Genomic DNA, 13742 nt, shown 5'->3' with positions numbered 1-13742 from the left:
TAACGCCAATCAGTCAATTAGTATAACAACATCACATCTAGCTGAGTGTGGTGCGATAGACAGGCCAATCATTGCGATGCCTGTCTTTTTACTTCGGCAACACTTAACTATGTTGAATGTGATCGCGAATTTAACTTAACATCGCTTTAGCCTGTTTTTGTCTCGCGGCTACCCTCATGATTGCAATACACGCAAACACCGCAAATAATCCCCAAAGCTGCAGCCATTTAGGCATAACCGCTAACCACCCCGCACCAAGTTGATTGAGTTCTAGCATTCCCATAATGGCGGGTACAGCAGGAATGATCTGCGATATCATCACCAAAGGTTCAGGGATTAAGGCAATGGGCCATACAAATCCCGACACAAATAACACCGGCATCGACATCAATAAGTACACCTGAGTTGATAAGTCGCGCCGAGCAAATAAACTACTAAACACAATCCCCAACGCACCTGTGGCTAATAAAAATGGCAGCATAAATAAGCCGACTTCAATGATGGTTGCCGCAACACTAACCTGATACCAATAAAAGCAGTACCCCAAGTAAAAGCTACTGAACACACTATAAATCAGTAAAAATACACTTAAACGGGCAAACACCAATACGCCAGGGCTCACATGCTGCCAATATCCTGGTCTTCGCCATTGGCCTGCGCCTAAAATCCCAGTGCCAATTAATAACGTTTGATGCAATATCAGTAAAAAGAGACCGGGGATCACATAGGGTGTGTAACCCAAGCTCGGGTTAAATGCAGGTACTGAGTTGATATTAATTGAGTTAACACTTTGCTGAGCCAATTGCGGGTTTTGCCCACGGGCCAGTAAACCGATAAGTTGCACTTGTTTACTGGCATCTAAACCCGCAGCCACTAGCCCTTCTGCTACTGCAGAATAAATTAAAAAGTAACTTGCATCGCCGCCATAGCTTAAGGTTGCGCCCTTACCTAGCAATAAATCACGTCTAAAATTGGCTGGGATCACCAATAAACCATGAGCCTTACCCTCGCTTATCCAGGCTTCAGCTTCATCAATGCTGCCAAGATTGGCTACAATATGAATTTTGGCACTGGCATCGGCATGGCGAGTCACTAAACGGCTCAGCGATGAGTTGTCATGATCAACCACAACCACTTGTTGCTCGGTAGGCACCTGGTTTAAATACGGTAATGGATACAATACCGAATAAAACAACACGCCACCAAATAGGGTCACCATAATCGCCTTGTCGGCAAAAATAGCCTTAAACTCTGCGAGTATTAACTGCCAGAAGTTCATTAACTGACCTCCTGATTAACATCACTTGAGGTTAAATCAGTCTTTGGGACATCTTTGGCTTTATTGGCGAAAAACACAATGAAAGGCAACAACAATAAAAAGCCCCAATAACCACTGATTTGCCCCAACACATGAGGTAATTTGACCCCATAACTAATCACGCTCACGTGAGAGTCTATATAATGACTAGACGGCATGATTAAGCGCCACCATTGGGCGAGTAAAGGCATATCATTCACCGGAAAGGTAATGCCCATAAATGCAAACGCTGGGGCAAATAATGCGGTGCAAAAGCTCACGCTACGAGCACTGTCTCGCATTCCTGTAAATATCACCAATACCATTAACCACAACGCCATTAGCATTGCTAACTGCGCGAGCGTTAAGTCAACCAATGCGCCTGCGGCTGGTAACCCTAAGTAATGATATAACCACAATAAGATGAACCCGCCATGCAGTAACATAATAGGGCTATAAAACAGAATCTTAGTAGCGATTAATGCCCAGATTTGTTTAGGAAAATAATAGCGATTTTGGTATAGGACCAGCTCTTGATTGAGGCTGTTAATAAACACCAACATCGATAATAATTGCCACAATGCAATCAAAATGGGCGGCACTAAAAAGCCGACATAATTGTTATTACGATTAAATAATGCCGTGGTTTGATTGGTAATGGGGCTCAAACTAACATCGACGGTGGCTTTGTTAGCACCATTAAGTAGCAAGCGTTGCTGGCCTATTTGGGTCAGTCCTTCTGCCAGGCTCAACTGTAACTGGCTCGACAACAATTTACCCACCAGCAAAAACTGACTGTTGTAGCGAATATCAATGGTGGGCTGTTGACCCGTCAGCAGATCTTTTTTTAGCTGATAAGGTAACACCACCATGGCATAAACCTGAGTTTGGCGCATTGCCTCTACGGCTTGTGCTTCATTAGCATAGGATTGTGGCGCAATCACAGCGTTAGCAGCCAGCTGGCGAGTTAACATACGGCTAATTTGGCTGTTATCAACATCAACAACCGCGACAGGGAGTTGCCGTGGTAAACCTGCGCTGAACAACCACCATAATGCCAGCACACCAATAAGCGGAATATAGCTTATCAGGGCCAACTGCCATGGTGAGTGCCATAGGGCATTGAATTCTCGCTTAAATAATTCTGTCATCATTAAGCTTTTTACCCTGGCTTATTGTGTAAGCGTGTCGACACGAAATAATACCGACATCCCCACGCGTAAGTCTGCTATTGGCTGCTTTGGCGTTAACTCGACTTCGAAAGTGCGCATATCAAAATCGTGGCCGCTTTCGGTAGAGCGCCAGGTGGCAAAGTTGCCCATTACACTGATATGCGACACTTCAAACTCTACCTGTTGTTGTAATGCCGGGATCTCTAAAGCTAAGGTTTGCCCTTGTTTAAATTGGCTCAATTGATCTTCGCGCACCTGCATTACCGCCCACACATCATTCATATCAATAATACTCACCACCGGAAAACCACTAGGTGCGAGCTCACCCGCTTGCAGTAATACGTCACTGACTTCAGCTTGTTTAGGTGAGCGCATTTGGCTGTCGGCTAAAATGGCATTGACTTCTTTTACTGCCCCTTCGGCCATGCGAGTTTGCCCTGCTGCTGCAGCTTTGGTTTCACTACGCGCGCCTTCTTGTGCCATTTGGTACATGGCATAAGCGGCTTGTTCGGTATATTTAGCAGCTTGCCATTGAGTGTAGGCTTCATCGCGCTGTTGCCGTGCGACAACACCTTCTTCAAACAAGTTTTCAACTCGCTGATAAGTTTTAATCCGTAACTCAGTGGCCGCTTTTGCTTTGCGCCATTGCTCTTGTGCGGCTGTGACTTCTTGTTGTCTTGCGCCATTATTGGCTTGCTGTTGTTGAGCGGTGGCGGCATCTAACCCACCCTGGGCTTGCATTAATTTAGCATCTAACTCTGGGCTACTAATGGAAAATAAAATATCGCCTTGAGCGACCTTATCACCTTTACGCACTAACACTTGTTCTACTCGGCCAGGTACTTTAGAGGAGATATTATATTCTCGCGCTTCAATTTGCCCCTGCAATACAGTTGGCTTAGGCGTAAACGCCAACATGACGCCATAGCCCAGTAATAACAATAACAGCAGCAATGCGAATACTGCGATAACTCTGTTAGTTCGCATGTGAAGCTCCCTGAATTTCAATTCTATTAATATATTCGTCGACCTGACCACTCACCGCCATCACTTTGGCATACGCTTGCATATAACGATATTTAGCCCCTAATTGTTTGGTTTTAACGGCGGTTAAATTCAGTTCAGCATCGACGCGCTCAATGGAGGTCGATAACCCTTGATTAAAGGCTAATTCGCGTAATCGTAGGTTTTCAGTGGCAAGCGCCAGTGAAGCATTAAGTGCTTCAACTTCTTCTTGAGCTTGCAGCATTTGGCGATAGCTTTGGTCTATCAGTAAGCTTAAATCTTGTCGAGTTTGCGCCTTGGTATATCGCGCTTGCAATAAGGCACTTTTGGCCGCTAACACTTTACCACTGCGACCGTCACGGCTAATAAGCGGAATACTCACACCGACGCCGACCATCCAGTCTGGTTCCACTTGAGAAAATAAACTGTCATCTTCATATAAGGTGTAATTACCGTATAAATATACTGTTGGAAAATAGCCGCCTTTCTCTAAATCGACCAAACCATTGGCTTGCGCTTCTTTAGCCTCAAGCAGTTTTAGTGCCGGGTGTTGGGTTAAGGTAAGCTGACTTAAACGTGATAAAGAAGGCTGTTGCTTGAGTACAAATAATGGGGTGCTTGGACTGACCGTTGGCACATGTAGCATCCGCGCAAGGGCGATTTCGGCCATTTCATACTGGCGCTTAGCTTTGCCTAAATCGACTTTGGCATTTTCAAGTGCCACCTGCGCATTTAAACGTTCAACTTTGGCAATTTGCCCTTGTTGCTCGAGCTTTTCAGCATGTGACACATGTAAGCTTAACGAGTCCACCAGCTGTTGTTGAGTGTCAGCTAAGGTGTGTGTTACCGACACCGCATAATAACGGTCAACTAATTGTAAAAATAACTCTCGGCTGGCAAGGGCAAACTCTTGTTCTGACTCTGACACTTGTGCAGCATGAATCCCTTGTGCAGCCGTGATCCGCCCACCGGTGTAAATTGGCCACATGGCTTGCAAGCTGGCTCGGAACACATCTTGTTCAGTAAACGGCGTGACATACATTGAACTGGGGATGGTGGCTAATACTTCGGTAATCGCACTGGGTAATGAATTTGCATCAAGCGAGGCAAGTGGGTTTAAATCTTGTAAGTCTAATTCAATCGGTTTTTCTAGTCGGGTATAGCTGCCCGCAATATTAAGCGAGGGATAGTTTAATGCATCGCCGGCATGTTCTTCAGCTTTAGCACGGTTAACGTGTTGGTTTTTAGCCTGTAGATGATCACTCACTTGCTGTAATTGTTGCCAAGCCTGAACAAAACTCACAGTTTCAGCATTAGCTAAACCGGTAAAGGCTAACGCACTAAAACATAGCGTAATACAACCAGCCATACGTGCAGGGCGCTGTATGCATTGCCTAATCACATTCATTAAAATCATAATCACCTCTAGAGCTTATGCTCTATTTTCTTAATGAATTATACCCTGTCTCTACATTGCTTATCAGTCAATCATTGAGATCCACTGCACAGGTAAGCAATACAGTTAATTTTAAAAGAACAAATCGTTTCAATATATAAACGAGCTTAATCGACTGTAGCACTCAGCATTAAGCTCATTCACTAACGTTTGTTACGCTGTACCGCCTACGGTTAAACGATCAATTTTTAATGTAGGTTGCCCCACCCCAACCGGCACGCTTTGGCCGTCTTTACCACATACACCCACGCCTTTATCTAGGGCTAAATCATTACCGACCATTGAGATTAATCCCATGGCTTCTGGGCCGTTACCAATTAAGGTGGCGCCTTTAATGGCTTGAGTCACTTCGCCGTCTTCAATTAAGTATGCTTCAGAGGCTGAGAACACAAACTTACCTGAAGTAATATCGACCTGTCCGCCACCAAAGTTAGGCGCGTAAATGCCTTTTTTAACCGACTTAATGATGTCGGCAGGGTTAGACTCGCCAGCATTCATATAGGTGTTAGTCATACGCGGCATAGGTAGGTGAGCGTATGATTCGCGGCGACCATTACCGGTAGGGGCCTGACCCATAAGACGCGCATTGAGCTTGTCTTGCATGTAACCTTTTAAAATACCGTTTTCGATTAAGGTGGTCTTTTGGGTTACAACACCTTCATCGTCAATGCTTAACGAGCCACGACGATTCTCCATGGTGCCGTCGTCGACCACGGTGACTAATGTTGACGCCACTTTCTGACCAATTTTACCGCTAAATGCACTGCTGCCTTTACGGTTAAAATCACCTTCTAAACCATGGCCTACGGCTTCATGTAATAACACCCCAGGCCAACCATTACCCAGTACCACTGGCATTTCGCCCGCAGGGGCATCAATGGCATGAACATTAACCTGAGCCTGGCGCACAGCTTCACGGGCAAATTCAAAGCTCAGTGGTAAACCGGCGTCATCAGTGGCTAAAAATACACTGTAGTCATGACGACCACCGCCACCGGCGCTGCCACGTTCACGCTTGCCGTTGTCTTCTAAAATAACGCTGCAATTAAAACGCACTAATGGACGAATGTCAGCGGCTAATGTCCCGTCACTGGCGGCAATTAATATCTCTTCGTGCACGCCAGATAAACTGACCACAACTTGAATAATACGGCTGTCGAGGCTGCGAATATAGGCATCAGCCTGTTTAAGTAAGTCGATTTTTTTGACTTCGTCCATTGCCGCTATTGGGTCGGCGCTGTCATACAGTTTATGCGCGGTTTGGCGCTTAAACGCTTGTACTTTGTGTTGCTCGCCCGCACTGGCAATGCCACGCGCCGCTTTAGCTGCGGCATCTAATGCTGCTGGGGTAATTTCATCTGCATAAGCAAAACCGGTTTTTTCGCCGGTAATCGCACGCACCCCCACACCGCGTTCAATATGAAAACTACCTTCTTTTACAATGCCATCTTCTAATACCCACGACTCATGACGACAAGCTTGAAAATACAGGTCTGAAAAATCAATATTGTGTTGATGAATGGTATTTAGGTAACCTTGTAGTCCATCTAAGGTTAATCCATCTTGCAATAAGCTTTGCTCTACTTGAGTTAAAAATGGCATTCAAATTCTCTTTTATTAATAGCTAACGCATGGTGCGAATGAGGTCTTAAGCGTCCACCTAAACAGGGGTTAATTGTGGCGCAATGAAACGATTATGGCCGATGACCGGCATTTGTTGACGTATACGTTGTAGCTCACTGAGTTCAACCTTGGCTTGTGCCCAACCGCACTCGGTGGCACGTTCGGCAATGACTCTGCCCCATGGGTCAACAATCATGCTGTGGCCCCAGGTTTCTCGGCTACCTTGATTATGCTGACCCCATTGGCCTGCACCCAATAAATAGCATTGAGTTTCGATGGCCCGAGCCTGTAATAATACTTGCCAGTGCGCCTCTCCGGTCACTTTGGTAAAAGCCGACGGCAGTGCGATGTAATCCGCACCCGCAAGGCGCAGTGCCCTAAACAAATCACCAAAGCGAATGTCGTAACAAATGGCAAGCCCAACTTTGCCAAAAGGCGTGTCGACAACACACAGGTGATCGCCTGGATGGAAGGTATCACTTTCGCGGTAGGTTTTAGTACCGTCGGCAACATCGACATCGAATAAATGCAGTTTATCGTAATGACCTAGGGTGACGCCATGATCATCAAAAAAATAACAGCGACTGAACACTCTGCCATCATCAGCGCGCATTGGAATAGTGCCGGCAATTAAATACACTTGGTATTGCTTGGCCATGTTGGCTAATGCAGTTTTTAACTCGCTTTGATGTTCGCTACCGGCATATTGCAATTGTTGACTTTCATGGCCGCCAAATAACAAACAACATTCAGGCAGTACCACAAGTTGTGGCTCATCAATATCACGCGGTAACTGTTTAAGCTGCGAGTCGATAAACGCGAGGTTGGCTTGAACGTCGCGGCTGCTCTGGCATTGTAATAAGCTGATTTGCATATTGCGCTCCTTGTAGCGTCACGACATTGGTTATTGGTGTAGGTGCGTCAACAGTTGACGCTTCTACTGTAGGTTGTGCTTCAGATGCCGGACTGTGTTGCTCTGCATCCTTCATTTTAGCTGGCATATTCTCAGCGCCATCAATACCGCTTTCATCTGGCTGCGGCAATATAGCCTTTGGAATTTCAATCTCTTTACTCTTACGCTCTAGCTCTTCAAGTTGCGGATTATCCATGGTGCCAGTGACCCGAAAGCGAATTTCTGAAATCACTTCTATTACGGGTTCTAACACTTTGGTTAATGCAAATGCACCTAATCCTAAAGTCCATGCACTGGTGCTCAGTAACACCACCGTAGGCACACTTGAAGCCAACTGTGGCACAAAGCGAATATCGTAATTAAGGCTTTGAGTGGTTAAGTCAGTATACCCCCTCACCTTCATGTTGCCGGCAATAGCATCCATTTCGGTGTCGGTGGTTTTTACCACGCCGTGGTCAATGGTTAAATTACCTGCAAAAGTATTAAAATACAGCCCTTGACCAAACACGTCTGAAAAATCTAACGACAATTTACGCAATAATGAATCTAAGCTAAATAACGAAAATACCCTGGCACCTTTGTCACTGATTTCTGATAAATGGCCCTTACCTAGGTCAAACTTAATTTGGCCATTTAAGGTGTCGAGCGAAAAATGATAAGGCGCGGCTTGCCATGACACCTGGCCGCTGAGATCTAACGGCGCATCTTTAAGACCAGGGTTAATGCCCAATGTGGTCGATAAGTCGTCAAAGTTGTCTGCTCGCAGTGTGACATCAAATTCAGTGCTGTCGACTCCCTCATTGAGTGACCATAAACCATTGGCTTGCAGAGATAGCGTAGGCTTAGTTAAAGACAGCGTTTGGAATTGATAACCTTGCTCTGTGGGCAAACCTTGTAGTACTAAATGCCCTAACGACAGGTCATAAACGCTAAAATCATCAACATCAATGGCCAGCGTGGGTATTTGATCGAGTATGCTTGTTTTACTAATAGCATCAACAGATTCATTTGCTATGGCTGCTTGTGACGACGGTGATTGAACTTGTGAGGTCGGTGACAGATGCAGTTTCTTTGCCGCCACTTTAATGCCCTGTTCACGCCAGTTTGAATAAAAATCGATTCTGCCATCAAATTGCTCAGAAATCGCATCAAAGCGCCATACATATTCTGTCGGCTCTGCATCAAATTGCAATTGATCAAACGACTGACCAAGGACATTGAGTTGGGCAACGTTGGCATGGATCCCAACTAATGGTGGAAACACGGCAGGAGCAGAGGCTTGGTTAGCGGTGGCTAAGGCGGTATTGTTTGTGGTTTGCAATTCGGTATCAGTTAAAATTCGGTCTCGTACTGATGATGCAATAACTTGTGGTTCAGCGGCTGCACTAAAGCGTTTAATCAGTGGTAACCATTGTGCTAACTCAACCTTTGGTAAATCGAGATGCAAGTGACCATATTGTTTTCTGAGTTTATCGCCTAATTTAAAATGCCGCCCTACCATGACATCGTAAAAAACCAGGTTATCGCCATATTCGGCGTTAAACCCGCCCCAAAACTCAACATCGTTACCGAGTTTAATGCTTAGTGAAGACTGTTTATTGTCACCGACTAAGTCCGCGCGCAGTAATTTTGGCTCCAAAACAGACTTTGCATAAGGCGTGGGTAAATCAAGTTCAGTGCCGAGTAAATCAGAACTGAGCGACATTTGTAAACTGTACCCACTTGGGTCAAAAACCATCGTCATTGCCCCCTGCCAATCAAGCTCACCACGGTATAAACCTGTCATAGGGTTCTGCAGCTGGCTTGATAATGTATCCAAATTCCAGCGGCCATCCATGTCGATATTTAACGCAAGATTATCGTTTTGTTTACTCGTAGTGACGTTAAAATTTAGGGGCTGTTTAAACAATTGCGCCTTGATATTTTTAGCTTCGATAAATTGATTAACAAAGCTCACCTGGCCAGTAACTTGTTGTAAGTCTAGGCCAGGGCTGGCAATAAACACCGGATTATTGTTTAAATTAACCTGACCTTTTATCAATTGTTGGCCACCGTGATATAGCGGAATTGCTAGGTCTAAATTGATGCCAATAGGTTGTTTTATCTGTACGACATTTAACGTGGTACCCACTGAGTCTTTTAGTGGTGATTGATTGATAACTTGAGTCGCGGCCTGGCCGTCTGCGCTGATATCGGCCTCAACTTTTAATAATGATTCTTTACCCAACTGCGGGATAGATACTCTGGCACCATCAACAACAACGTTACCTAGCATCCCTTTTTCAATATGCAGGTCCATTAAGGCGTTTTCGAATAATGCCGACAAGGTTAAATCGGTTACAGCTGGCCAATCGGGCTGAAATTGATATCGACCATCTTGTAAGGTAAAGCCCGCTTGAAACACCCCACTACTATCTTGATATGGATAGCCGCGCAATTCACCATGCCACACCACTTGAGCGTGTTCAATTTTACCTGCTTGCAAGCCACCGTTGAGGTAATCAACTAACTGGGGACTCATGGCCATTAACGGAAAATATCGCCCCGCATGGGCAACATCAAAAATACTCATATTAGCGGCTAAGGCTAAATGTTGATTGTCGCTTAAATCAAGATTGACCCCAGCCTGTAATGCAATGTCAGCATTGCTTAAACTAATATTAGCCATCGTCAGTCGTTGCTTAGCAAGATCTAGGCGCCCCTTAATAGACTCGCCTCGCAATGCTAATGGTTGGCTAAAACTGTCACCAAAATCAAATTGGTAAGCTTGCTGGGGTAGAGAAAAATCAAGTTGGTTATCAGCCCACGTTAACTGTAAATCAATGGGGTTTAACCCTGGAATAACACCAAATGGCTGCCATTGTAATTGCTCAATATCAGCGGTGGCGATGAGTGATTGTTGTGCATGTTTGTATAACCGAATCGGGCCTATGGTGCCCTGAGGATTAAGCTGTTGCCAGCTGTTGACTTGCTCGAGACCTAAATTAGGGATTAATGGCAGTAAGGGCGTTAATAATGCTGGCATAATTTGATTAATATAACCAAAAAACTGCCCTTTTTGTGCGCCCAAAGCCAATGTTAATTGCGGCCAGGCTTGCTCGTTCGTCGACAATGCTAAATTGTCACTGTGTATTTTCCAGCCGCCTTGCTCGGGTGTCCATTGTAATACTCCAGAATCAATGGCAAATTTTTGCACGCTATCATTATCTTGCCATTGCAACCAACTTGGCTTAAACACCAATACACCATCACGAAGTTTACGATTTGCAAACGTCATCCAGGCATCTAAATTGATGACACCTTGAAACTCAATTTTGTCGGTAGCTTGCTGAGTATTATGTTGACGAGATGCCCATTCGCCCAAATCAAGTGACTCTGCAGACACATATAATTGCCCAGTAACTGACTCTGGCTGATAACCATCACCACTAAGATCAATTCGTAAGGTCAGCTGTTCATTATTTGATTCAAGTTGATCAACATGGATTAACCCTTGTGCGCGATGGCGATTTTGGCTGTTCTGCCATTCAAGGTTATCGATAAAAATCGGTCGATAGTCATGCTCACTGCTGATTAATTGTAATGACGCATCGGTTATCGAAAAATGCGCTAACTGCTCCAATAACAAGTGATAAAGCCAATCTATGTTTGCTTGGGGTTGATTGCTATCGAGTTCGTCGTTGGCTGACAGTTGGTCCAAATTTAACGCCACACTTACACCGTCAAATACCACGGTTTCGACTTGGGGACTGAGGGTAAATAGCGATTGCCAAAAGTCGATCTTAATGTGTACGTTTTGACTGATAACCGTTATGGGCAATGATTCTTGCGGTGGTAAAGTGAGATTTTTAATGCTCAGCGCGGGGCCAAAAGCTTGCCATTCGGCACTTAAGGTTTCAACCTCTACCTGCAGTTTATATTCACTGTAAAGGTAGTTCACCAGCTCGGTGCGCACTTCAGGTACATGGGGCAGCAACCCGCGAATAAGGCTAACTGCCAGTGCAAAAAGCACCAGCGTAATCGCCAATATTTGCCAACAGATCCTGTTGATAGTCGCTACACGGGTTGTTGACACTACATCATCACCACATCATATTTGCTTTGAATGTATAAAGGCTCGTTTTGCAGGCGGATGCGTTTACCGATGTAAACTTCAAGTTCGGCTAATAAATGCGACTCTTCACCGCTAAAACTCATGTAAACCGCAGGCGAGCAATACAATAGAAACTCATCGGCTTTATAGGCTCGATTTAAGCGGATAATTTCGCGGAAAATTTCGTAAGACACCGTTTCAATGGTTTTCATGGTGCCCGTGCCCTGACACGATGGACATTCGCCGCACACCACATGCTCAAGACTTTCGCGGGTACGTTTACGAGTCATTTCAACTAAGCCTAAACCAGAAAAACCACTCACACTGGTTTTAACCCGATCAAGGGCAAGTGCTGCGTTTAAGCTTTCGAGTACCCTGGCTTGGTGTTCTTTATTGAGCATATCGATAAAGTCGATAATGATAATGCCGCCCAAATTACGTAACCGCAGCTGCCGAGCAATGGCTTGTGTTGCTTCTAAATTGGTATTAAAAATGGTTTCTTCTAAATTACGATGGCCAACAAATGCGCCCGTGTTGATGTCGACCGTGGTCATGGCTTCGGTTTGGTCAATAATTAAATAACCACCCGATTTAAGCTCTACTTTACGGCCAAGAGCACGCTGCACTTCATTTTCAACATCATACAATTCAAAAATCGGCGCGGGGCCTGCATAGTGCTCAATTTTGTCGGCAATTTCTGGCATAAACTCTTGAGCGAATTGCTGCAATTCGGCATAAGTGCGGCGCGAATCTACTTGAATATGGTCAAGCTCCGTGCCAACAAAGTCGCGAATAATACGCACTGGTAATGCCAGGTCTTGATAAAGTAATGTGGCACCTTTGCGTTTACGACGCTCGCTAACTTTAGCCCACACTCGACGTAAAAATGCCGCATCTTGTGCCAGCTCGTCTTCACCAATATTTTCTGCGGCGGTACGGATAATAAACCCGCCGTCATCATCAACGTAAGGTAACGTGATATTTTTAAGACGTTGACGCTCTTCTTCAAGCTCAATACGCTGTGACACACCAACATGGCTCGAGCCCGGCATAAACACTAAATAGCGCGACGGTAAGGTGATGTCGGTAGTGAGGCGAGCGCCTTTGGTGCCTAGCGGGTCTTTAACCACTTGCACCATAATATCCTGGCCCTGGCGCACCAGCTCGGCAATGTCGCGTACGACAAAGTTGCCTTTTTCAACATCGGCAACACACTCGGTATGGGGAACAATATCGGAGGCATGCAAAAAAGCAGCTTTATCTAAACCAATATCCACAAAGGCAGCTTGCATGCCTGGCAGCACGCGGCTAATTTTACCTTTGTAAATATTTCCTACTAAGCCACGCTTCATGCGGCGCTCAATGTGGACTTCTTGCAACACACCATGCTCAACTAACGCAACACGCGCTTCGGTTGGCGTAACATTGATAAGAAGTTCTGTGCCTTTTTTACGCTGTGCTTTTATGTTCATAGGCCACCAGTATTGAGGTCATGCTCCAATCGTAATATTGACAGCAGTTGCACCACCGTATGAAGACCGATTAAAGCAAAAGGTTAAATTTGCTGCATCATGCAGGCTAATAATTCTCGCGTTTCAACTAACGGCAAACCAACTACGGCAGAATAACTGCCACTAATCGACTTAACAAAACAGCCGCCCAATGCTTGAATGCCGTATGCACCGGCTTTGTCCATCGGTTCACCTGATGCCACATAAGCATCAATGTCAGCTACAGATAATTCGCAAAAGCTGACTTGAGTGCGACAAAGGCGAGTTAAGGTGTGCTTGCCATCGGTTAACGCTACAGCGGTCATGACTTCATGGGTATTACCAGATAGCATGGATAACATGCGTTTGGCATCTTCTGCATCGACAGGCTTACCTAATATGGCTCCATTAAGCACCACAATCGTGTCTGAACCTAGCACCTTTGGCTGGTTAAACTGTGCACTTAATATCAGCCCCGCCTGGGCTTTCTCTATCGCTAAGCGGCAAACATAATCCGCCGCTAACTCGTTGGCTTTTGGGGTTTCATCTATATCAGGTGCCACAAGCTCAAAGCTAAATGCGGTAAAACTAAAACCCGCTTGCGCCAGTAATTCTTTTCTTCTTGGTGAAGTTGAAGCCAAAACCCAAGTCATGTTTATTTACTCTTTTTATGCCATTAACACAGAAACACTC

At 45.2% G+C, this 13742-nt stretch carries 9 protein-coding genes; all 9 read right to left on the bottom strand.

Translation table 11 applies throughout. From position 1 onward, the window contains the following. Window positions 1–130: 130 nt before the first annotated feature. Window positions 131–1279: an ABC transporter permease gene (locus GQA99_RS09250; RefSeq protein ID WP_160053604.1), complete on the bottom strand. Its 1149-nt coding sequence runs from the start codon at window positions 1277–1279 to the stop codon at window positions 131–133. Beyond that, window positions 1279–2448 (bottom strand): ABC transporter permease, encoded by a 1170-nt coding sequence (locus tag GQA99_RS09245; RefSeq protein WP_160053662.1) that lies wholly within the window; start codon window positions 2446–2448, stop codon window positions 1279–1281. The genes GQA99_RS09250 and GQA99_RS09245 overlap by 1 nt, the downstream gene beginning before the upstream one ends. Window positions 2449–2469: 21 nt before the next feature. Then, window positions 2470–3456 carry an HlyD family secretion protein gene (locus GQA99_RS09240; protein WP_160053603.1) on the bottom strand — a complete coding sequence of 329 codons (987 nt, stop codon included), beginning with the start codon at window positions 3454–3456 and terminating at the stop codon, window positions 2470–2472. Then, the gene (locus GQA99_RS09235) at window positions 3446–4882 is read right to left on the bottom strand and encodes a TolC family protein (protein WP_373291427.1); all 1437 of its coding nucleotides are present in this window, start codon (window positions 4880–4882) and stop codon (window positions 3446–3448) included. Before GQA99_RS09235 ends, GQA99_RS09240 begins: the two co-directional genes overlap by 11 nt. 201 nt (window positions 4883–5083) lie before the next feature. Continuing rightward, window positions 5084–6532 carry a metalloprotease TldD gene (gene tldD, locus GQA99_RS09230; protein WP_160053602.1) on the bottom strand — a complete coding sequence of 483 codons (1449 nt, stop codon included), beginning with the start codon at window positions 6530–6532 and terminating at the stop codon, window positions 5084–5086. Between the two features lie 58 nt (window positions 6533–6590). Next, window positions 6591–7427, bottom strand: coding sequence for a carbon-nitrogen hydrolase family protein (locus GQA99_RS09225; protein ID WP_160053601.1), 837 nt, complete (start codon window positions 7425–7427; stop codon window positions 6591–6593). Continuing rightward, window positions 7351–11541: a YhdP family protein gene (locus GQA99_RS09220; RefSeq protein WP_160053600.1), complete on the bottom strand. Its 4191-nt coding sequence runs from the start codon at window positions 11539–11541 to the stop codon at window positions 7351–7353. Before GQA99_RS09220 ends, GQA99_RS09225 begins: the two co-directional genes overlap by 77 nt. After that, entirely contained in the window at window positions 11541–13031 is a 1491-nt protein-coding gene (gene rng, locus GQA99_RS09215) for a ribonuclease G (protein WP_160053599.1), read from the bottom strand. The genes GQA99_RS09220 and rng overlap by 1 nt, the downstream gene beginning before the upstream one ends. An 83-nt stretch (window positions 13032–13114) precedes the next feature. Further along, window positions 13115–13702, bottom strand: a complete 588-nt coding sequence (locus GQA99_RS09210; RefSeq protein WP_160053598.1) for a Maf family protein — start codon at window positions 13700–13702, stop codon at window positions 13115–13117. Window positions 13703–13742 lie beyond the last annotated feature (40 nt).

The organism is Shewanella litoralis, from assembly GCF_009828585.1.
GTDB classification, from domain to species: domain Bacteria; phylum Pseudomonadota; class Gammaproteobacteria; order Enterobacterales; family Shewanellaceae; genus Shewanella; species Shewanella litoralis.
Note: the sequence above shows the minus strand (reverse complement) of the source record. Positions and strands in the feature narration are given on the sequence as shown.

Excerpts from the sequence above, each read along its gene's own strand:
- GQA99_RS09250 (WP_160053604.1), bottom strand. The coding sequence starts at position 1,279 with ATGAACTTCTGGCAGTTAATACTCGCAGAGTTTAAGGCTATTTTTGCC.
- GQA99_RS09245 (WP_160053662.1), bottom strand. The coding sequence starts at position 2,448 with ATGACAGAATTATTTAAGCGAGAATTCAATGCCCTATGGCACTCACCA.
- GQA99_RS09240 (WP_160053603.1), bottom strand. The coding sequence starts at position 3,456 with ATGCGAACTAACAGAGTTATCGCAGTATTCGCATTGCTGCTGTTATTG.
- GQA99_RS09235 (WP_373291427.1), bottom strand. The coding sequence starts at position 4,882 with ATGAATGTGATTAGGCAATGCATACAGCGCCCTGCACGTATGGCTGGT.
- tldD (WP_160053602.1), bottom strand. The coding sequence starts at position 6,532 with ATGCCATTTTTAACTCAAGTAGAGCAAAGCTTATTGCAAGATGGATTA.
- GQA99_RS09225 (WP_160053601.1), bottom strand. The coding sequence starts at position 7,427 with ATGCAAATCAGCTTATTACAATGCCAGAGCAGCCGCGACGTTCAAGCC.
- rng (WP_160053599.1), bottom strand. The coding sequence starts at position 13,031 with ATGAACATAAAAGCACAGCGTAAAAAAGGCACAGAACTTCTTATCAAT.
- GQA99_RS09210 (WP_160053598.1), bottom strand. The coding sequence starts at position 13,702 with ATGACTTGGGTTTTGGCTTCAACTTCACCAAGAAGAAAAGAATTACTG.